The sequence below is a fragment of the Streptomyces sp. NPDC003027 genome (assembly GCF_053591435.1).
Map to the genome: position 1 here is coordinate 233369 of NZ_JBSFTU010000002.1, position 19122 is coordinate 252490.

The following is a 19122-nucleotide window of genomic DNA, read 5'->3' on the forward strand; positions in this document are numbered from 1 at the left end:
TGGCCGGGAGCTACGCGCGTAGCGTTCGCGAAATTGTTCAACTGCCGGTGGGCATACGTGTGAAGGGGGCCCGGAGTGTCGGCCGAAGCCGCTCTCCGGGCCCCCCTCCGACGAGCGTCAGAGGGTCGTGGCGACCTTGATCTGACCGTCGACGATCTTCTTCTTGGCCTCGTCCAGCTTGGCCTGGATGTCCTTGAGGTGGTCACCCGTGGTGGTCAGGGAGACGCCGTTCTGGGCCAGCGAGTAGGGCTGGGTGCCGGTCAGCGGCTTGCCGTCCTTGACGGACTTGATCAGGTCGAAGACGCCGGTGTCGACGTTCTTGACGACCGAGGTCATGATCGAGCCGGCGTACTTGGACAGGGCCGGGTCCTTGGCCTGGTCCGAGTCGACGCCGATCGCCCAGGTGCCAGGCTTGGCGGCGACGGCCTCGATGGCGCCGGCGCCCGAGCCGCCCGCGGCGGCGAAGACGACGTCGATGCCCTTGTCGAGCATGCCCTTGGCGGCGGCCTTGCCCTTGTCCGGGGCGCCGAAGCCGGAGAGGTCCGTACCGGTGGACAGGTACTGGATCTGGACGCTGGCGCTCGGCTTGGTGTCCTTGACGCCCTGCTGGAAGCCGGCGGCGAACTTCTTGATCAGCGGGAGGTCGACACCGCCGATGAAGCCGATCTTGCCGTCCTTGGACTTCAGCGCGGCGGCGACACCGGCGAGGTAGGAGCCCTGCTCCTCGGTGAAGACGATCGAGGAGACGTTCTTCTTGTCCGAGACCGAGTCGATCAGACCGAAGGTGGTGTTCGGGAACTTGGCGGCCACCTTGTCGATCGCGTCCTTGTACGCGAAGCCGACACCGATGACCGGGTTGAAGCCGCCCTCGGCCAGCGACGCGAGGCGCTGCTCACGGTCGGCCGGCGTCTCGCCGTTCTTGGCCGTGAGCTCCTTGGTCTCGACGCCGAGGTCGGCCTTGGCCTTGTCCAGGCCGCGCGCGGCGGAGTCGTTGAAGGAGTTGTCGCCACGGCCGCCGACGTCGTAGGCCATGCCGACCTTGATGGTGCCCTTGTCGGAGCCCGTGTCCTCGGTGGAGGACTCCCCGCAGGCGGTGGCAGTGAGAGCGAGGGCCGCAGTGACAGCACACGCGGCGGTGATCTTGGATACCCGGCGCACGAGGAGGTCCCTTCAAGACTGACCGAAAGCGCCTCTTGCGGCGCTGGCTTTTCGGCGATCGTAACGCGCGTAGATGTCAGTTAAAGACCCGTTCACGAGTCGTTACCGGATCGACGCCCACGAGTCGTACCAGACCGTCATGCAGGCGTGTTGGGCCGCCGTGCGGGCCAACCGGGTGAGGGGTGCGCCGACCGGGCGGACCGGCCCGGACGGACCGGCCGGGGGTTGGCCGGTTTACGTCCGCACCGGGGGCCGGAGCCCCCTGTCGGGAGCCTGCGCCGGGGCGTGGGCCGGAGCCTGGGCGAGGGCGTACGTCGGCGCCAGGGCCGGGGCGTACGTCGGAGCCAGGGCCGGGCGTACGTCGGCGCCGGGTGCGTCAGAGCCGCGGTGCCGCGTCCAGGAGGGCCGCCGCCGTGAAGAGCTCCACGCCGACCTGGATGGCGCGTTCGTCCACGTCGAAATCGCCGGAGTGCAGGTCACGGTGGGTCGGGTCGCCGGGGACGCGGACGCCGAGCCGGGCCATCGCGCCCGGGACGTGCTCCAGGTACCAGGAGAAGTCCTCGCCGCCGAGGCTCTGCTCGGTGTCCTCGATCGCGTACGGTCCGCGGCGGGCGGCCATCGCGTCGTGGAGGAGATCGGCCACGGCCGGGTCGTTGACCACCGGCGGGACGCCGCGGACGTAGTTGATCGTCGACTTGGCGCGGTGGAGGGCGGCGACCTCGTCGACCGCCGCGTGCACCAGGTCGGGCGCCTCGCGCCAGGTGCGCAGGTCGAGGCAGCGGATGGTGCCGGACAGTTCGGCGTGCTGCGGGATGACGTTGCAGGCGTGGCCGGACGCGATCCGGCCCCAGGTGACCGAGAGTCCGGCGCGGGCGTCCACGCGGCGGGCCAGCACGGCGGGCACGTCGATGGCGATGCGGGCGGCCGCGGTGACCAGGTCCGTGGTGAGGTGCGGCCGGGCGGTGTGGCCGCCGGCGCCGTCGAGGGTGACTTCCAGCCGGTCGCAGGCGGAGGTGATGGCGCCGTGGCGCAGTCCGATCTTGCCCGCGTCGACCTTCGGGTCGCAGTGCACGGCGATGATCCGGCCGACCCCGTCCAGGACGCCCGCGGCGACGGCGTCGGCGGCGCCACCGGGCAGCACCTCCTCGGCGGGCTGGAAGATCAGCCGCACCGCGTTCGGCAGCAGGCCCTGCCGGTCCAGGTCGGCGAGGACGAGACCGGCGCCCAGGACCGTGGTGGTGTGGACGTCGTGCCCGCAGGCGTGCGCGCGGTTGGGCACGGTGGAGCGGTACGCGACGGTCTTGACGTCGGGGATGGGCAGCGCGTCGAGGTCGGCGCGGATCGCCAGCATGGGGCGTACCCCGTCCCAGGTGCCGATGTCGCACACGAGCCCGGTGCCCGCCGCGAGGACCTTCGGCGCGAGGCCGGCCGCCTCCAGGCGCGCCTTCAGGGCAGCGGTGGTACGGAACTCCTGGTTGCCGAGCTCGGGGTGCATGTGCAGGTCGCGGCGGAAGTCGATCAGTTCTGCGCGCAGCGAGTCGGACAGCGTTCCGGGCAGGGCGAGGGAGTCGGGCTCACGGGACTTCAACTGGTTCACCTTTTGAAGGGTAGGCCCCCGAAGAGATCAACTGCCCGTTGATCAGAAAAAGTTCAGCCCGATAGGGGAAAGAAACCCGTCTGACGAGGCGTGACGGCCACCCCTTGTGGGTAAGCTCACCCGAATTCGAGCCGTTCGACGGCCGGGGTGGCGCGGGTGGTGAGCCGGTCGACCTCGTGGGCCGCGGTGCCGGCGACTCCCGCGAGGAAGCCCTGAGCCCGGGGGGACACGTTCTCCCGGAGCCATTCGGGGGCGATCTCGCAGACGGCGACCTTGACTCCGGTGCCCTCCAGGGCCAGCGGCAGGGTGTGCACGACGGTGGACGGGAAGCTGACCACGGTACGCCCGATCGGGCCGCGCCGGGCGATCACCTCCAGCGGCAGCTCGGGGCGGACGATCTCCAGTCCGGTCTCCACCGCGATCCGGTGCAGTTTCTCGGTGGACTCGCGGCGGTGGGCGAAGTAGCGGGTGGCTCCGTGGGTCCGGGCGAGATCGGCGACGGCCTTCGTGTACCGGTCGGCGTCGACCACTCCCGTCTCGACGAGCGAGGTCCCGACGAGGTCGGCGCCCCGGGTGAGGCGGGGCGGGCCGAAGCGGGCCCGGGTCCAGGCGAAGGTGTGCGGGGTGACGGTGGTGCCCGGGGGCGGCTCGACCGGCAGCGAGGTGAAGATCTCGACGGTGCGGCGGCGGGTGGGGGCGAGGCGGCGGCGGGCGAGCGCGGAGACGGGGGTGAGGACGAGCTCGCGCGGACCGCCGCTGCCGCGCCGGTGCCACCGCACCAGGCGCTCGCCTCGAGCCAGCTGGGAGGCGAACTCCATCGTGGCGGTGCCGTCGTCGACGACGGTGAGCCGCCGGGGCCCGAACAGGGTCAGCAGCAGCTGTACGTAGCGGGAGAACGGGTCTCCGACGATCACCCGGTCCGCGGCCCGCAGCAGCGGGGCCAGCTCCCGCAGCGTACGGACGAGCGCGCCCCGGCCGCCGCGGGCCTCCTGCCAGCGGACCCGGATCCCCTCGTCGCGGGCCAGCTGGGCCATCCGGCGCAGCTGGCCGCGCGACATGGGGTCGGTCGGCGAGAGCACGACGATCGTGAGGCCGGGGGCGGACCCGGCCGCTCCCCCGGTCGCCGCCGATTCCCTGGTTCCCCCGGCTCCGGGCGGCCCCGGCACCGCCGTGGCGTCCCAGGCACCCGGCTCCGGGCCGGCGGTGGGCCCCGGAACGTGCCCGGCACCCGGCTCCGGGCCCGCGGCCGGCCGGGCCGGTGGGGCCGGGGCCGTCGCCGGCCGGGAGGTGCGGGCGTGGGACCACTCCAGAACGTTCAGGAGCTGGACCGGGCTCTCGACGAACGCCAGCTGGCCGGTCATGCGGCGACGAGCCCCTGGACCCGGCGGAGCTTCTTCATCGGGCCGAGCTCCGACTCGTACACCTTCTTGACGCCGTCGCCGAGCGCGGTCTCGATGGTGCGGATGTCGCGGACCAGGCGCTGCAGGCCCTGCGGCTCGACGGACGCGGCCTGGTCGGAGCCCCACATCGCGCGGTCCAGCGTGATGTGGCGCTCGACGAACGTGGCGCCGAGCGCGACGGCGGCCAGCGTGGTCTGGAGGCCGGTCTCGTGGCCGGAGTAGCCGATCGGGACGTTCGGGTACTCCTCCTTGAGGGTTTCGATCACCCGGAGGTTGAGCTCCTCGGCCTTGGCCGGGTACGTCGAGGTGGCGTGGCAGAGCAGGATGTTGTCGCTGCCGAGGACCTCGACCGCGTGCCGGATCTGCTTCGGGGTGGACATGCCGGTCGAGAGGATGACCGTACGGCCGGTGGCGCGCAGGGCGCGGAGCAGTTCGTCGTCCGTGAGGGAGGCGGAGGCGACCTTGTGGGCCGGGACGTCGAACTTCTCCAGGAAGGCGACGGCCTCGGTGTCCCACGGCGAGGCGAACCAGTCGATCCCGCGCTTCTCGCAGTGCTCGTCGATGGCGCGGTACTCGTCCTCGCCGAACTCCACGCGGTGGCGGTAGTCGATGTACGTCATCCGGCCCCAGGGGGTGTCGCGCTCGATGTCCCACTGGTCGCGCGGGGTGCAGATCTCGGGCGTGCGCTTCTGGAACTTCACGGCGTCGCAGCCGGCGTCGGCGGCCGCGTCGATGAGCGCGAAGGCGTTGTTCAGGTCGCCGTTGTGGTTGATGCCGATCTCACCCGTGATGTAGACGGGGTGGCCGGGGCCGGCGACCTTGCTGCCGAAGGTACGGATGCGGGCGTGGGCGCTGGTGCTGGTGCTCATGGTTCGTGTGTTCCTTACGCGTCGGGGGTGTGGAGCTCGGGTCCGAGGAGCCAGGCGGCGATCTCGCGGATGGCTCCGGAGCCACCGGGGGTGACGGTGACCGCACGGGCGGCGGCCCGTACGGAGTCGTGGGCGCTGCCCACCGCGACGGGCCAGCCGACGAGGTGGAAGCAGGGCAGGTCGTTGACGTCGTTGCCGGCGTAGAGCACGCGCTGGGGGTCGATCCCCTGCTCCTCGCACCACTGCTTGAGGGCGAGGTCCTTGCGGTCGATGCCGTGCAGGACGGGGATCTTGAGCTTGCGGGCGCGGGCGGCGACGACGGGGTTCTGTTCGGTGGAGAGGATCAGGAGCGGGAGGCCGGCGCGGCGCAGGGCGGCGATGCCGAGGCCGTCGCCGCGGTGGACGGAGACGAACTCGCGTCCCTCGCCGTCGATGTGCACCCGGTCGTCGGTCTGCGTGCCGTCGAAGTCGAGGACGACCGCGTCGACGTCGTCGATCCGGGGGGTGGCGGGGGTGTCGAGGAGGGGGGCGAGCGCGCGGGCGCGGGCGAGGTCGTGCGGATCGTCGATCTCCAGGACCCGGGAGGGGTCGGTGACGACGAGCGCGGTGCGGCCGAAGAAGCGGTGGCGGTGGGTACGGAAGCCCTCGGCGTCCATGGCGTAGACGGCGCCGGTCTCCAGGTACTCGGGCTCGCGGTCCTGGCGTCGGGGGCGGTGCGCCTTGTCGTGGTTGACGCCGTGGGCGCCGGGCGCCGGACCGGTGCCGGCCGTGCCGTCGCCGGATGCCGGGCGGCTGCCGGTGTCCTCAGCGCTTGTGCCGGTGTCGACCGTGCCGCGGGTGGGCGCCGGGCCCTCGCGCCAGAGGAAGCCGTGGGTCGGGGCCACCGTCAGCGCCGTGTCGGCCGTGCCCGAGGTGATCCGGTCGGCCGCCTCGCTCACCTCCTCCGGGGTGAGGAAGGGGCTCGTGCACTGGACGAGGAGGACCACGTCGGCGCGGCGCCCCTGGGTTGCCTCGAAGGCGTCCATCGCGTGGAGCACCGCCGACTCGCTGGTCGCCGTGTCGCCCGCGAGCGACGCCGGGCGGTGGGTGGCCTCCGCGCCGGCCGCGCGGGCCTCCGCCGCGATCGCCGCGTCGTCCGTGGAGACGACGACGTCGGTGACCGCACGGGCGCGGAGGCAGGCGCGGACCGCGCGGGAGACCAGCGGGACGCCCGCCACCGGGGCGAGGTTCTTGGCGGGGACGCCCTTGGAGCCGCCCCGCGCGGGGATCACGGCGAGCACGGTGGGGGTCGGCATCAGAGTTCTCCAAGGCGGCGGATGACGGGGGCCACGCGCTGGACGCCGTGGCGGTACGCACCCCGCGCCGCCTCCCGGACCACACGGCGCAGCCCGCTGTCGCGGGGCTCGGGGGCGGTCACGTCGAGGCGGTGCCGGGCGAGGATGCCGGGGAGGTAGCCGGGGGCCGTCTCCGCCGTGTAGTAGGGCGCGATCGGGGGCAGCGCGGGCCGGGCCAGCAGCTCGTGGACGCGCGCCCGCGCCGCGTCGAAGGAGGACGCGTACGACCCGCCCCCGGCGGCGACGCCCTGCCGCGCCAGCCACTCCTCGTCCGGCACCGGCCGTACGTCCGCGTCGAGGCGGTCGAAGGAGGTCAGCAGACCCGAGCCGATGAAGTGGTGGTTGCCGAGCACCTCGCGGACGCCCAGGTCGGTGAGGACGGCCGTGGGGATGCGCCGGTGCAGCGCTTCGAGCGCCGCGGTCGAGGAGACGGTGACCAGCAGGTCGGTACGGTCGAGCACGTCGCCCATGTGCCCGTACACGAGGCGGAGGTTGGGCGGTACGGCGAGCTCGCGCACCAGCCTCTGGTACGGGAGTTCCTCCAGGTGCGTCGTGTGTTCGCCGGGCTTGGAGCGGAGCTTGAGGAGGACCTCGCGCTCCGGGTGGGCCCGGGCGTACCCGACGAGCCTGCGCAGCAGGTAGGTGCGTTCGGCGCGGGTGGCCGGAACGGACGGCTGGGCCGCGAAGACGAGCGTGTCGCGGCCGGCCTCGGGGGCGTAGGGCGCTCCGCCCAGGAAGGGCAGCGCGGCCTCCACCACCGAGGAGGCGTCGGCGCCCACTCCTTCGTACACCGCGCGGAAACGCTCCGCGTCGTGCCGGGAGTTGGCGAGGACGACGTCCGCGCCGTGGCGCAGCAGGAGCCCGTCGGCGAGCTTCTCGTAGACGACTCCGACATAGCCGGTGACGATCACCGGCCGCCGCGTGAGGGAGAGTTCGGCCAGGCCCTGCAGTACGGCGCGCACGGTGCCGCCGACGAGGGCGAGGACGACGACGTCGTAGCCCTGGTCGCGGGCCGCCGCGTCCCGTACGGCGCGCAGGAACTCCGCACCCGTCACCTCGCGCGGCGGCGTCGTGGACACCCCCGTCTCGGCGAGCTGGCGCGCGGTGGGGGTGGCCCGGCCGCGCAGGAGGAAGCCGGTGGGTTCGACGGCCTCGGCCGTGATTCTGCGCGCGGTGAGCGCGCCCCATTTCCACCGGGTGTCGGAGTCGGCGAGTACGGCGACGCGTACCGCTTCATTGGTACTTGCTGGCACGTCGAGGACGTTAGAGAGCCATTCCGGTTCCCGGCCCAACTGGGCCACAACAAACGGTGAACAGCGCCGCTACGCCTTCTGAAAACGCATGGGAAGGGGTGTCGGAGAAGGGCGGGAGGTGTTTCGCTCGGGGCGGTTAAGGGCCCCGCCGCTCTGCGTTCACCCGGCATCTCTCTGCCGGTCAGGACGAATGCCGGGGCGGCGCGTAGCGTCGGTGGCGTGGTCAAGCTCTCCGTCGTCGTGCCGTTCTACAACGTGCAGACATACGCCCCGGACACCCTCAGAAGCCTGCGCGCCAACGCCCGCGACGACTTCGAGTTCCTTCTCGTCGACGACTGTTCGACGGACGGGACCGCGGAGCTCCTCGAACGGGCCGTCCGCGAGATCCCGGGTGCCGTCCTGATCCGGCACGCACGCAACGAGGGCCTCGCCACCGCGCGCAACACCGGCCTGGACGCGGCTCGCGGCCGTTACCTCGCCTTCCTCGACGGGGACGACTGGCTCGCGCCCGGCCACTACGACCGACTCGTCGGCGCCATCGAGGAGTTGGGCTGCGACTTCCTGCGCACCGACCACGTCCGGGTGACCGGGCGGACCCGTTCGGTGCGCCGGTCGCCGGTCGGGCGGCGGGGCGAGGTGCTGCGGCCCCGGGACGTGATCCTGCCCGCCGGCCGGACCACCTCGGTGGACTACCCGTACGCCTGGGCCGGGCTCTACGACCGGCGGCTCCTCGACCGCGGGCTGCTGCGCTTCACCCCCGGGCTGCGGACGGCGGAGGACCGGCCGTGGATCTGGAAGCTGCACCGGGAGGCGGATTCCTTCGCGGCGGTGAGCACGCTGGGAATCTTCTACCGGCGCGGAGTCTCCACATCGCTCACACAGATCGGCGATATCCGCCAGCTGGATTTCATTCGCGCTTTCGATCAGGTGATCGACGAAACCGCGAATGATCACGACGCCGACCGTCTTCTCCCGAAGGCCGTACGGACCTATTGCGCGCTCATTTCGCATCACGTCGGAAACATGGAGCGGTACGAGCCGATGGTGGCGAGGAAATTGCGGGCGATGAGCGCGGCCGCGCTGCGGCGCATGCCGCAGGACCTGCTCGGCGAGGCGCTGGGGTCGATGGACGAGCAGCGGGCGGCCGTGCTGCGCAAGCTGCGCCGGAGCCGGGTGGTCGCGAGCGCCCTCCGTCGCACCGGGAGCACGGAGGCCGCCGCATGAGCACCACCGGAACCGACAGGACCACCGGCACCACCGGGACCCCTCGGGCCGTCGGCACCACGCAGATCTTCTACGCCTCCACCCTCTACGGCGCCGCCACGCTGGCCGCCGCCCTGGACAGCGGCTGCTTCGGGCCGGCCGACCGGCGGCTGCTGCTGGTCGCGAACAACGCGGCGGTGCCGGAGACGACGCCCTCCCTGGACGAGATGCCCGGCTTCGAGAGGCTGCGCGGCCGGTTCGACGCCGTCCTGTCCTGGAACGAGGTGATCTCCCCGCTCCACCCGGCCGGCTGGACCCCGCGAGCGGACGACCTGCCGCTCCTGGAGCGCCATCTGCGGCTGCTGTGGGGGCTCGGCGACGACCGGCTGGAGATCGCGGTGGAGTCCGTGCAGGTGACACCCGCGCTGACGGTCGCCCGGCTGTTCCCGGACGCGGCGCTCGATGTGTACGCGGACGGACTGATGAGCTACGGCCCCACCCGCAACAAGATCGATCCGCTCGTCGGGCAGCGGGTGCGCCGGCTGCTCCACCTCGACCTGGTACCCGGGCTCGAACCCCTGCTGCTCGGGGAGTTCGGGCCGGTGGCGACGGTGGTGCCGACGGAGGCGTTCACCAAGGTGGTCGCCGAGCTCGCGGACGACGCCGCCGCCGTCGGGGACGGGGAAGGCCCCGCGCTGCTGCTCGGCCAGTATCTGGCGGCGCTGCACCTGCTCACTCCCGCCGAGGAGGAGGAGCTGCACGTACGGATGGTCCGCGGCGCGATCGCGCGCGGGCACCGGCGGCTCGTCTTCAAACCGCACCCGACGGCGCCGGACGCCTGGACGAGGAGCCTGGCCCTGGAGGCGGAGCGCCTCGGGGCCGAACTGACCGTCATGGAGCGGCCCGTGCCGGCCGAGGTGCTGTACCGGGAGCTGCGCCCGGCGCTGGTGGTCGGCTGCTTCTCGACGGCGTTGATGACGGCGCGCGCGTTCTACGGGATCCCGGTCGCCCGGGTCGGCACCGAGACTCTTCTGGCCCGGCTCACCCCGTACCAGAACAGCAACCGTGTGCCGGTCACCCTCGTCGACGCGCTCGTCCCCGCTCTGGAGGAGGGCGGCGCCGGGGGCGCGGCGGACGCACCGGATCCGGAGGGGCTGGCCGGTCTGGTCGCGGCGGTCGGTTTCGCCATGCAGCCGAAGATCCGCCCGGATCTGCGGGAGGCCGCCGTACGGCATCTCTCCGGCCCGCTCGCCGCACGCACCCGGCACCACTTCACCCGCCGCCGCCTCACCGTGCTCGGCCTCCCGGGCGGCCTCCCGGTCCCCCGCCACCCCGGGGTCCGCCGGCTCGCGCGCCGCGCGCTGAGGCTGAAGCGGGCGCTGATCCGGTAGCCGGCGTGGAGACGCGGAGACGGTGTGCGGGACCCGCCCGGGTCCCGCACACCGCACCTCCTACGCCCGGCCGACCGGTTCCTGGAGCTCCGTCACCCACTGGGCGCGGTCGTCCGGGCACTCCAGATACAGCTCGCGGGCGTACCCCTCGGACCGGTAGCCGTGGGTGTCGATCCAGGTGGCCAGGGTCTGGGCGGTCGGCAGGATGTCGTCCATCGAGCCCCGGTGGACGACCGTCGCCGCCTCCTCGATGCCGGGCAGGACGACCACGTCGACGCCCTCGGCCGCCGGGACCCCCTCGGGCAGGATCATCCCGGCGTGCACGACGACCGAGCCGTCGCCCCGGCCGGCGTCCTCGTAGTACGCGACCGCGGGGCCGTAGCCGCCGACCCCCGCCGCGTCCAGCCGGGCGCACACCTCGTCGTACAGCGGGTCGATCACCGGGGAGATCTCCTCGGTGCCGAAGCTCGCGGCGATGCCGCTCAGCTCGGCCAGCCGTACCGCGGGCACCTTCTTGATCACGACGTCCTGGGTGGGCATATGTCCCTCGCTCTCGATGGCCCGGAGCCTCGCGCCGACCTGTGCCAGCCGTCCCGCCGCCTCCGCCAGGGCCGTTTCCAGCTCGGCCTGGCGCAGCCGCAGCATCCCGCGCAGCTCCTCGGCGCCGATCCGCTCGTCGAGGATCGACCCCACCTGGTCGAGGGTGAAGCCGAGCTCCTTGAGCGCGATGACACGGTTGAGCCGGGCGAGCTGTTCCGCCTCGTAGAAGCGGTAACCGCTGCGCGGGTCGACATGGGCCGGGCGCAGCAGTCCGATGGCGTCGTAGTGGCGCAGCATGCGGACCGACACGCGCCCGTGCCGGGCGAAGTCTCCGATGGTGAACATGACGCCCCCTACGGAACGGCCTCACACGGTGTCAGGGTCAAGCCGGGTCAGGGCCAAGCCGTGTCGGGGTCAGGCTCCTGCCAGGGAGAGCTTCGCGGCAAAGCCGAGGAAGAGGGCTCCGGCGGCGCTGGTGGCCCCCGCCGCGAGCCGCCGACGGCTGCGGAACGCGGCCGCGAGCCGCGTCCCGCCGAATATCAGCATCGTGAGGTAGAGGAAGCTGCCGAGCTGCAGCAGCGTGCCGAGGACCAGGAAGGACAGGGCCGGATAGGCGTAGCCGGGGTCCACGAACTGCACGAAGAACGAGATCAGGAAGAGGATCGCCTTCGGGTTGAACAGGCTGATGATCAGCGCGCGGCGGTACGGATTCTCGCCCGGGGCGGCCCCCTCCGGCGCCGGCTCACCGGCGGGCGTCTCGCCCCGGGAGCGCCACATGGACCAGGCGGCCCGCAGCATGCCGTACGCCATCCAGGCGAGATAGCCCGCGCCCGCGTACTTCACGATCATGAAGAGCAGGGGCGTGGTCTGGAGGAGGGAGGCCGCGCCGAGCGCGGCCAGCGTCATCAGGACGGCGTCGCCGGTGAAGACGCCGGCGGCGGCCTTGTATCCGGTCCGGGTTCCCTTACGGGCGGCGACGGACAGCACGTACAGCGAGTTCGGCCCCGGCAGAAGGATGATGAGGACGAGCCCGGCGAGATAGGTCGGAAGATCGGTGACACCCAGCATGAAGCGGAGTGTCGCACGTGGGTACGACACTCCGCCCTCATGTTTCGTACCGCGGAGATCAGAACGCGTCGGTCGGGACGTAGGTGCCCCAGACCTCGCGCAGCGCGTTGCAGACCTCGCCGACGGTGGCCCGCGCCTTGAGGGCGTCCTTCATCGGGTAGAGCACGTTGTCCGTGCCCTCGGCCGCCTTCTTCAGCTCCGCGAGCGCCGCGTCGACGGCCGCCTGGTCCCGCTCGGCGCGCAGCTTGGCCAGCCGCTCGGCCTGCTGGGCCTCGATCGCCGGGTCCACCCGCAGCGGCTCGTACGGCTCCTCGACGTCCATCGTGTAGCGGTTGACGCCGACGACGACCCGCTCGCCGCTGTCGGTCTCCTGCGCGATGCGGTAGGCGGACCGCTCGATCTCGTTCTTCTGGAAGCCGCGTTCGATCGCGTTGACCGCGCCGCCCAGCTCCTCGACCTTCTCCATCAGCGCGAGCGCCGCGGCTTCCACGTCGTCGGTCATCTTCTCGACGACGTACGAACCGGCGAAGGGGTCGACGGTGGCGGTGACGTCCGTCTCGTAGGCGAGGACCTGCTGCGTCCGCAGCGCCAGCCGGGCGCTCTTGTCCGTCGGCAGGGCGATCGCCTCGTCGAAGGAGTTGGTGTGCAGCGACTGCGTGCCGCCGAGGACGGCCGCGAGGCCCTGGACGGCGACGCGCACCAGGTTGACCTCGGGCTGCTGGGCGGTGAGCTGCACACCCGCGGTCTGGGTGTGGAAGCGGAGCATCAGCGACTTGGGGTTCTTCGCCCCGAACTCCTCCTTCATCACCCGCGCCCAGATCCGGCGGGCGGCCCGGAACTTCGCGACCTCTTCGAGGATGGTGGTGCGGGCCACGAAGAAGAAGGAGAGCCGGGGCGCGAAGTCGTCCACGTCCATGCCTGCGGCGACGGCCGTACGGACGTACTCGATGCCGTCGGCGAGGGTGAACGCGATCTCCTGCGCGGGCGAGGCACCGGCCTCGGCCATGTGGTAGCCGGAGATCGAGATGGTGTTCCACTTCGGGATCTCGGCCTTGCAGTACTTGAAGATGTCCGCGATCAGCCGCAGCGACGGCTTGGGCGGGAAGATGTACGTGCCGCGCGCGATGTACTCCTTCAGCACGTCGTTCTGGATCGTGCCGGTCAGCTGGTCGGCCGGGACGCCCTGCTCCTCGCCCACGAGTTGGTAGAGCAGCAGCAGGAGGGAGGCGGGGGCGTTGATGGTCATCGAGGTCGAGACCTTGTCCAGCGGGATCCCGCCGAACAGCACGCGCATGTCGTCGATCGAGTCGATGGCCACACCGACCTTGCCGACCTCGCCCGAGGAGATCGCCGCGTCGGAGTCGTGGCCCATCTGGGTCGGCAGGTCGAAGGCGACGGACAGGCCCATCGTGCCGTTGGCGATCAGCTGCTTGTAGCGGGCGTTGGACTCGACGGCGGTGCCGAAGCCCGCGTACTGCCGCATGGTCCAGGGACGGCCGGTGTACATCGACGGGTACACGCCGCGCGTGAAGGGGTACGAGCCCGGCTCGCCCAGCTTCTCGGCGGGATCCCACCCGTCCAGGGCGTCCGGTCCGTAGACCGGCTCAATGGGCAGTCCCGACTCCGACTCGCGCGCCATCTGTTGTGCCTCCCGATAGACCTACTGAGTGGTACCGACCCTCGCGACGGACTGTAGCGGCGGCCGTGCGGCCGGTGGAGGGCCGCACGCTGGGACCTTCCTCACAACATGCTCCGTACTTCATGCTCCGCACTTCGGGCGGGTGCGCAACCAACGGGGCACGGGAAGCATCCCTACGTACACACACTCGTTCGGGGGGCTCCGATGCAGCGTTCGTCCGTCATACGCAGAGCACTACTGGCCGCGGCGGCCGTGGCACTGGCCACGGGCTGCACGGCGCAGGCGGCCGGTACGGGAGGGACGGCGAGCCCGTCGGGCCCATCCTCCTCTCCGTCCTCCTCCGCGGCTCCCGCGCCCAGTGCCTCGTCCCCGACGGCCTCGGCCTCGGCCACGGCGGACGGCAAGCCGTCGTCCTCGTCCACACCCGACAAGCCCGCGGGCAAGGTCCTGATGGACGACGGCGACGAGAGCGCGCAGGTGCGCGAGCTCCAGGCGCGGCTGCGCCAGATCGGGTACTTCGACCGGGCGCCCACCGGGTTCTACGGCACGATGACGGCGGGGGCGGTGAAGGGTTTCCAGCAGAAGCGGGAGCTGCCGGAGACCGGTTCCGTGGACGAGACCACCTGGCAGCGGCTGCTCGCGATGACCCGCGAGCCGACGGTGGACGAGCTGAAGCCGTCCACGACGAACAAGCTGGACAAGCCGGACGCCCGCTGTATGACGGGCCGAGTGCTGTGCATCAGCAAGGAGAGCCGGACGCTGGCCTGGATGATCGACGGCAGGGTCGTGTCGTCGATGGACGTGCGCTTCGGCTCGGAGAACACCCCGACCCGCGAGGGGACGTTCAGCGTCGGCTGGAAGGCCAAGGACTGGAAGTCGACGATCTACCACACGCCGATGCCGTACGCGATGTTCTTCAGCGGCGGTCAGGCCGTGCACTACTCGGCCGACTTCGCGGCCCGCGGCTACAACGGGGCCTCCCACGGCTGTGTCAACGTGCGTGACCGGGGGAAGATCGCGACGCTCTTCGACCAGGTGAAGGTCGGCGACAAGGTCGTCGTCCACTGGTGAGCGGCGGATGAGCGGCGGATGAGCCTGCGGTGAGCGGCCGGCGGGAAAAGGGGGCGCGGGTGGGACCGGGGGAACGTGTCCCACCCGCGCCGGTGCGCAGAGCCGAAGGTACGGGGGGAACCCCGGCTCCATGCGCGGCCGATGACCAGTCGGCTCACTCAGTACTGCGCCGGCGAGCCGAAAAGTGTCACACCTGGTGTGTCACGGCCTCTTCCGCGGCCGGCGCGGGCGTCTTCGCGGGGGCGGCGACGGCGTTGCGGGCGTGGCCCCGGCCCTTGCCCTGGTCACCGGCGCCACCCTTGGCCGGGTCGCTTCCCGGGGCACCGCGCGAACCGTCGTTCTTGTGACCCGTGCCCCTGCCGCCGGCACCGGAGGATCCGGCCGTGGTGCCCCCTCCGGCTCCCGACGATCCGGCGGAACCGGCTCGATCGCCCTCTCCGTCGGCGGAGCCGTCGTCGTCCTTGCCGTCACCGCCGGAGGAGTCGCCGCCGGACGTGCGGCCGGTCGCGCCGGTCGCACCGCCCGTGCCGGCGGAGCCGCTCGCTCCGGCCGAGCCGCCGGCCAGGACGCGGTCGCAGAAGCCCGAGACGCTCTCGCCCTTCTTGGCCGCGCCGGCGAGCCGCTGCCGGTCGCTGTCGCCGAGGCGCCCCGCGCGGTGGTCCAGACACCACTTGACGGTCTTGGCGCGCAGGGCCGCGGCGTTCTCCCCGGAACCGTCCGCGCTCTTCTCGGGCAGCGGGTCACCGCCGTCCGTGCCGCCCGTGCCACCGGGGCCGGCGGTGGCGGGCGGCGCGCTCGACGAGGGCGACGGGCCGGGGGAACGGTCGTCGCCGGTCTCCGGGGGCACCGACGGCGTACCCGTGCCGGCGGTGTCGCCCGGGGAGTCGGAGCGAAGGGGCTCGGGGGTGTCGGCCACCGTGACGGACACGGCGGGCTCGGGGGTGTCGTCGAACGGCCGGGGCAGCAGCCCCGTGCCGGCGGCGACGGCGACCCCGCCGACGGCGACGGCCGCGACCGCGGCGGCCAGGCCGTACCGCAGCGAACGGCCCCACCGCTGGGCGGCGGGGAGCGGCGCCGCGACCCGTACGCGGTCGAGCTCGGCGACGGGCTCGGGCCCGTCGGCGGGCGAAGCGACGAGGGGCGAGGGTGCCGGGGACGAGGCGGCGAGAGACGCCCGCTCCGCCGTGGCCTTGCGGAAGGCGGCCAGCGCGGCCGCCTCGCCGGGAAGTTCCGCCTCCGCCGCGAGGACGGGCGGCAGGGGACGAGCCGCCGCGAGGGCCTGGGCGAGACGTCGGGCCTGCTCACGGGCGTGATCGTCGACGGGGTCGACCGGGTCGCCACGCAGCAACCGCTCCGCGGCCTCCTGGTCGAGCCACTGGTACCGCTCGTCGGCCATCACATGTCCTTCTGCGTACGCGCGCGCGATTGCGTCACACCACCGGGGGCCGGGGCCCCCGGTCTGCGACCGCGTTGCGGCGGTACGCCCCCGAGCGGGGCCGTGCCGACGTCGGCGCCGTCGGCACCGAGGAGTTCGGCGAGCCGCTTGAGGCCGCGGTGCGCCGCGGTCCGTACGGCTCCGGGGCGTTTGCCGAGGGTGTCGGCGGCGCTCTTGGCGTCCAGACCGACGACGACCCGCAGGACCACGGCCTCGGCCTGGTCCTGGGGGAGTTGCGCGATCAGATTCATCGTGTGGCCGGTGGCCAGTGCTTCCATGGCCTCGTCCGCCGTGTCGGACTCGGCCGGCTTGTCGGTGAGTTCGGTCTCGTCTCCACCCACGGCGGGGCGTCTGCCGCGCATCCGGATGTGGTCGAGCGCCCGGTTGCGGGCGATACGGGCCGCCCAGCCGCGGAACCGGTCGGCGTCGCCGCTGAAGCGGTCGAGATCGCGGGCGATCTGGAGCCAGGCCTCGGAGGCGACGTCCTCGGCGTCGGCGTCACCGACGAGCGTCCTCGTGTAACCGAGCAGCCGGGGATGCACGGCGCGATACACAGTACGGAAGGCGTCTTCGTCCCCGTCCTGCGCAGCGAGCACCGCGGCCGTCAGCTCCGCGTCGTCCCCCAGCACTCCCCACAACCTGTTCGTCATCGCGGCCGGTCACCACCGCCACCACGCCGCCCGGCGCAGAGCAGCACGCTACGTCCTTTCCCGTGGCGGCGTCCATGTTCGTCCGGTCTTTGTACAAACTGCAACCTTCAGCTGACCCTCCGCGGTGTGACAGAAAACGCATGCACGGCGCTGAGAGAAGTACGGGGCCGTGCTGCGGCCCCGGCGGACGGCGACCGGGGCCTCTCCTGTGGGGGGTGGCGGCCCCGGTCGTCCTCCTTTTCCGGCGTTTTCGGCGTTTCCAGCATTTCCGACCTTTCGGCCTTTCCGGCCGCCGTGCGGCCTTCACGCCCCGGGGACCCCGGCGTACCAGCGCCATGAGGTGAGCCGCTCCCGCCCGGGGAGTCCGCCCCTGCCGGTCGCCCACAGCAGGGTCGGCCAGCGCTCCGTGTCCGTCGGCGCGTCCGGGAAGAGCCGGACGAGGACCCGGTCGCACAGGCCGGCCGGCGGGTTCCACGGAACGCCCAGCCCACGGGCGATGTCATGGGTGTGGACGAGCACTTCGACGATGCCCATGGCCGCGAAACCGGCCGCGTCGGCGATCCCGAAGCAGTGGTACGCGCGCCGGTCGGCCGGGGCCGTGCGCACCAGGGCCGCCAGCATCGCGCCGCAGGACTCCAGGACCTGCAGGAGGCCGGTGACGCCGGCGGCGGGGTCGGCGTAGGTGACGTTGGCCGGGCCGCCCTCCCTCCGCCGCTCCCAGCGGAAGGGCACCTCCTTGTCGAGCGGCGGTGTCTCCGGGCCGATCTGGGCCGCGTAGGCGAACAGGTCGTCGGCCAGGTGTTCGGCCGTCTCCCAGCAGCTCCAGGTCAGGGCCCCGGCGGGCCGGTGCCATTCGGCGGCGACGGTGCCGGTCGAGGCGCCGCGCAGGGTGGTGAGGGCGAGGCGGACGGCGTGCTGGAGGTCGTCCGCGGCCGTGGCGTGCTCGGGCGTCGCCATGGCGATCATCATGACGAGCATCGAACTGTCAACTGACGGTTGACACCTCGGGCACTGTCAACCTAGGGTTGCACCCATGACGAAACCAGTCGGCATGACCCCTCCCGTCCGGCTCGACGACCTCATCGAAGCGATCAAGAAGGTCCACACGGACGCGCTCGACCAGCTCTCCGACGCGGTCATCGCGGCGGACCATCTCGGCGACGTGGCGGACCACCTCATCGGCCACTTCGTCGACCAGGCCCGGCGTTCGGGCGCCTCCTGGACCGACATCGGCCGGAGCATGGGCGTCACCCGGCAGGCGGCCCAGAAGCGCTTCGTCCCCAAGGACCCCGACGCGGCCGCGCTCGACCCGGGTGAGGGCTTCGGCCGGTTCACCCCCCGGGCGAGGAACGTCGTCATGGCCGCCCACAACGAGGCCGCGGCCGCCCACAACGCCGAGACGCTCCCCGGCCATCTCGCCCTCGGCCTCCTCGCCGAACCCGAGGGAATCGCCGTCCACTGGATCACCTCGCGGGGCGTGACCCCGGAGCAGCTGCGCGAGGCCGTCACGGCGACGCTGCCCCCGGCGGTCGAGGACGTGCCGTCGCTCATCCCGTACGACGCGGGGGCGAAGAAGGTACTGGAGCTGACGTTCCGGGAGGCCCTGCGCCTCGGGCACAACTACGTCGGCACCGAGCACATCCTGCTGGCGCTGCTGGAGTTCGAGGACGGCAAGGGGGTCCTGACGGGCCTCGGCCTCGACAAGGCGACGGCGGAGCGGGACATCGCGGAGCTGATCGCGTCGGTCTCGCTGCCGGGCCAGGAGGCATGACCGCCGGCCGGGCGCCCATCGGGGTGCCCGGCCACCACGCCTCGCCTCGCCGCGCCGGCGGGAACCGCGTCAGGCCGTGCGCGCCCGGCGTGAGACGACGGCCCGGAGCACCCGGCCGCCCTCCGTGGAGAGTTCGCGGGCCCGGCGCAGTCCGGTCGGGCCATGGGCGACCGATTCCAGGACGGCCTCCTGCCGGCGCAGCTCACCGGCGACCAGCGGGCCGGATCCGGCCCCGTCCCCGGCCCGGCAGCGCGCGATCGACTCGTCGGTGACCTCGCCCGCGTCGTACCGGCCGTGCAGGGCCAGCGCGGTGACGGAACACCCGGAGGCCCACTCCCGCAGCGGCCCCTCGGCCCACTCGGCGGGCGCGGCGTCCAGCATCCCGCGTACCAGCCCGGCCGCCTCGTCGTCGGCGGCGGCGTCCAGCTCGACCCGGGCCTTGGCCATCGCCTCGCCCCAGGCTCCGCCGTCGCCGCGCGCGACCGCCGCCCAGACAGGCCGCAGCACCTCTCCGCCCTGGGGGGCGAGCAGCGGCAGGCAGCGGTCCAGGCAGGCGAGCCCGGCAGCCGCCAGACTCCGCTCGTCGGCCCGGTCGATCAGTTCCAGCAGGCTCATGGAGGCCTCCCGTTGCGGACGCAGTACTCCCCTTACTGCGCCGCCTGGCGCGATTACGTCACTGCGCGGCCGGAATCATGCCAGCCGCCTTCGCGTGCTGCATAGAGTGCGGACGGGAGTCCTACGGG

The 19122-nt window shown here is 72.5% G+C and carries 17 protein-coding genes; 4 read left to right on the top strand and 13 right to left on the bottom strand.

Translation table 11 applies throughout. The annotated features are described in order from the left end of the window. Positions 1-117 precede the first annotated feature (117 nt). The 6 genes from ACWDX6_RS02860 to ACWDX6_RS02885 all read right to left on the bottom strand — a co-directional run bounded on the left by ACWDX6_RS02860 (position 118) and on the right by ACWDX6_RS02885 (position 7611). Complete coding sequence (locus tag ACWDX6_RS02860; RefSeq protein ID WP_451483160.1) at positions 118-1158, bottom strand: BMP family lipoprotein; 1041 nt, start codon at positions 1156-1158, stop codon at positions 118-120. A gap of 376 nt (positions 1159-1534) precedes the next feature. After that, the gene (locus ACWDX6_RS02865) at positions 1535-2755 is read right to left on the bottom strand and encodes an amidohydrolase (RefSeq protein ID WP_451483161.1); all 1221 of its coding nucleotides are present in this window, start codon (positions 2753-2755) and stop codon (positions 1535-1537) included. Between the two features lie 116 nt (positions 2756-2871). Then, positions 2872-4116, bottom strand: a complete 1245-nt coding sequence (locus tag ACWDX6_RS02870; RefSeq protein ID WP_451483162.1) for a hypothetical protein — start codon at positions 4114-4116, stop codon at positions 2872-2874. After that, positions 4113-5024, bottom strand: a complete 912-nt coding sequence (locus tag ACWDX6_RS02875) for an N-acetylneuraminate synthase family protein (RefSeq protein WP_451483163.1) — start codon at positions 5022-5024, stop codon at positions 4113-4115. The genes ACWDX6_RS02870 and ACWDX6_RS02875 overlap by 4 nt, the downstream gene beginning before the upstream one ends. A 14-nt stretch (positions 5025-5038) precedes the next feature. After that, positions 5039-6319, bottom strand: a complete 1281-nt coding sequence (locus tag ACWDX6_RS02880) for a cytidylyltransferase domain-containing protein (protein WP_451483164.1) — start codon at positions 6317-6319, stop codon at positions 5039-5041. Further along, a complete protein-coding gene (locus tag ACWDX6_RS02885; protein WP_451483165.1) occupies positions 6319-7611 on the bottom strand; it encodes a DUF6716 putative glycosyltransferase in 1293 nt (430 codons plus the stop codon). The genes ACWDX6_RS02880 and ACWDX6_RS02885 overlap by 1 nt, the downstream gene beginning before the upstream one ends. 219 nt (positions 7612-7830) lie before the next feature. Here ACWDX6_RS02885 and ACWDX6_RS02890 point away from each other — a divergent pair, with 219 nt between their 5' ends. Both ACWDX6_RS02890 and ACWDX6_RS02895 read left to right on the top strand, forming a co-directional pair. Beyond that, on the top strand, positions 7831-8835 hold the full coding sequence (locus ACWDX6_RS02890) for a glycosyltransferase family 2 protein (RefSeq protein ID WP_451483166.1): 1005 nt from the start codon (positions 7831-7833) through the stop codon (positions 8833-8835). Continuing rightward, on the top strand, positions 8832-10205 hold the full coding sequence (locus tag ACWDX6_RS02895) for an alpha-2,8-polysialyltransferase family protein (protein ID WP_451483167.1): 1374 nt from the start codon (positions 8832-8834) through the stop codon (positions 10203-10205). Before ACWDX6_RS02890 ends, ACWDX6_RS02895 begins: the two co-directional genes overlap by 4 nt. 60 nt (positions 10206-10265) lie before the next feature. Here the strand turns inward: ACWDX6_RS02895 and ACWDX6_RS02900 are convergent, their stop codons facing one another. The 3 genes from ACWDX6_RS02900 to ACWDX6_RS02910 form a co-directional block, all read right to left on the bottom strand. Beyond that, complete coding sequence (locus ACWDX6_RS02900) at positions 10266-11090, bottom strand: MerR family transcriptional regulator (RefSeq protein WP_451483168.1); 825 nt, start codon at positions 11088-11090, stop codon at positions 10266-10268. A gap of 69 nt (positions 11091-11159) precedes the next feature. After that, positions 11160-11813, bottom strand: a complete 654-nt coding sequence (gene leuE / locus ACWDX6_RS02905; protein WP_451483169.1) for a leucine efflux protein LeuE — start codon at positions 11811-11813, stop codon at positions 11160-11162. 58 nt (positions 11814-11871) lie between these two features. Continuing rightward, complete coding sequence (locus ACWDX6_RS02910) at positions 11872-13452, bottom strand: acyl-CoA mutase large subunit family protein (protein WP_451483170.1); 1581 nt, start codon at positions 13450-13452, stop codon at positions 11872-11874. A 204-nt stretch (positions 13453-13656) separates the two neighbouring features. Here ACWDX6_RS02910 and ACWDX6_RS02915 point away from each other — a divergent pair, with 204 nt between their 5' ends. Next, a complete protein-coding gene (locus ACWDX6_RS02915; protein WP_451483171.1) occupies positions 13657-14523 on the top strand; it encodes a L,D-transpeptidase family protein in 867 nt (288 codons plus the stop codon). Between the two features lie 187 nt (positions 14524-14710). Here ACWDX6_RS02915 and ACWDX6_RS02920 read toward each other — a convergent pair whose 3' ends face one another. From ACWDX6_RS02920 to ACWDX6_RS02930, 3 genes are all read right to left on the bottom strand, one after another. Then, positions 14711-15919: a hypothetical protein gene (locus ACWDX6_RS02920; protein WP_451483172.1), complete on the bottom strand. Its 1209-nt coding sequence runs from the start codon at positions 15917-15919 to the stop codon at positions 14711-14713. Continuing rightward, complete coding sequence (locus ACWDX6_RS02925) at positions 15919-16587, bottom strand: RNA polymerase sigma factor (RefSeq protein ID WP_451483243.1); 669 nt, start codon at positions 16585-16587, stop codon at positions 15919-15921. The genes ACWDX6_RS02920 and ACWDX6_RS02925 overlap by 1 nt, the downstream gene beginning before the upstream one ends. Positions 16588-16911: 324 nt before the next feature. Further along, entirely contained in the window at positions 16912-17574 is a 663-nt protein-coding gene (locus ACWDX6_RS02930) for a hypothetical protein (protein ID WP_451483244.1), read from the bottom strand. A 67-nt stretch (positions 17575-17641) separates the two neighbouring features. Between ACWDX6_RS02930 and ACWDX6_RS02935 the strand changes: the two genes are divergently transcribed. After that, positions 17642-18379: a Clp protease N-terminal domain-containing protein gene (locus ACWDX6_RS02935; protein ID WP_451483173.1), complete on the top strand. Its 738-nt coding sequence runs from the start codon at positions 17642-17644 to the stop codon at positions 18377-18379. Between the two features lie 69 nt (positions 18380-18448). On the opposite strand, the gene ACWDX6_RS02940 is transcribed toward ACWDX6_RS02935, so the two are convergent. Beyond that, positions 18449-18994, bottom strand: a complete 546-nt coding sequence (locus ACWDX6_RS02940; RefSeq protein ID WP_451483174.1) for a hypothetical protein — start codon at positions 18992-18994, stop codon at positions 18449-18451. Between the last annotated feature and the right edge of the window lie 128 nt (positions 18995-19122).

What these genes read in the sequence shown, in the direction of transcription:
- ACWDX6_RS02930 (WP_451483244.1), bottom strand. Translation starts at nt 17,574, where the DNA reads ATGATCGCCATGGCGACGCCCGAGCACGCCACGGCCGCGGACGACCTC.
- ACWDX6_RS02920 (WP_451483172.1), bottom strand. Translation starts at nt 15,919, where the DNA reads ATGGCCGACGAGCGGTACCAGTGGCTCGACCAGGAGGCCGCGGAGCGG.
- ACWDX6_RS02870 (WP_451483162.1), bottom strand. Translation starts at nt 4,116, where the DNA reads ATGACCGGCCAGCTGGCGTTCGTCGAGAGCCCGGTCCAGCTCCTGAAC.
- ACWDX6_RS02910 (WP_451483170.1), bottom strand. Translation starts at nt 13,452, where the DNA reads ATGGCGCGCGAGTCGGAGTCGGGACTGCCCATTGAGCCGGTCTACGGA.
- ACWDX6_RS02940 (WP_451483174.1), bottom strand. Translation starts at nt 18,994, where the DNA reads ATGAGCCTGCTGGAACTGATCGACCGGGCCGACGAGCGGAGTCTGGCG.
- ACWDX6_RS02880 (WP_451483164.1), bottom strand. Translation starts at nt 6,319, where the DNA reads ATGCCGACCCCCACCGTGCTCGCCGTGATCCCCGCGCGGGGCGGCTCC.
- ACWDX6_RS02895 (WP_451483167.1), top strand. Translation starts at nt 8,832, where the DNA reads ATGAGCACCACCGGAACCGACAGGACCACCGGCACCACCGGGACCCCT.
- leuE (WP_451483169.1), bottom strand. Translation starts at nt 11,813, where the DNA reads ATGCTGGGTGTCACCGATCTTCCGACCTATCTCGCCGGGCTCGTCCTC.
- ACWDX6_RS02900 (WP_451483168.1), bottom strand. Translation starts at nt 11,090, where the DNA reads ATGTTCACCATCGGAGACTTCGCCCGGCACGGGCGCGTGTCGGTCCGC.
- ACWDX6_RS02915 (WP_451483171.1), top strand. Translation starts at nt 13,657, where the DNA reads ATGCAGCGTTCGTCCGTCATACGCAGAGCACTACTGGCCGCGGCGGCC.
- ACWDX6_RS02875 (WP_451483163.1), bottom strand. Translation starts at nt 5,024, where the DNA reads ATGAGCACCAGCACCAGCGCCCACGCCCGCATCCGTACCTTCGGCAGC.
- ACWDX6_RS02935 (WP_451483173.1), top strand. Translation starts at nt 17,642, where the DNA reads ATGACGAAACCAGTCGGCATGACCCCTCCCGTCCGGCTCGACGACCTC.